The organism is Paraburkholderia sp. UYCP14C (assembly GCF_004197395.1).
GTDB lineage: Bacteria > Pseudomonadota > Gammaproteobacteria > Burkholderiales > Burkholderiaceae > Paraburkholderia.
In genome coordinates this window covers 1-329 of sequence record NZ_SELS01000378.1, presented here as the reverse complement: position 1 = coordinate 329, position 329 = coordinate 1, and the positions used below count along the sequence as shown (strand labels likewise).

1 pseudogene is annotated in these 329 nt (G+C 56.5%); it reads left to right on the top strand.

From position 1 onward, the window contains the following. Positions 1–329: pseudogene (locus EVC45_RS45290) on the top strand (LysR family transcriptional regulator); the annotation flags it as partial.

The following is a 329-nucleotide window of genomic DNA, read 5'->3' as shown; positions in this document are numbered from 1 at the left end:
GTTCGGGAGGCCTTATCGCACATACAGCTTTCCATCATTTCGCGCGACGCGTTCCAGCCCAGCAAATCTCATCGCCGCTTCAGGGTCTGCCTGTCCGATTTCATGACGCTCGTCTATTTCCGGAAGGTCGTCGAACGCGTTGCGCGGGAGGCGCCCTCTGTTAGCTTCGAGTTCGTTTTTCCTGATAATGAGCCCGGTGGGCTGCTTCGGCGCGGCGACATCGATTTTCTGATCCTGCCGGAGTTGCTGCTGGCAGATACCCATCCCAAAGCAGCCCTTTTTGAGGAGAGGCTCGTTTGCGTAGGCTGTCCGACGAATAAACAGCTATC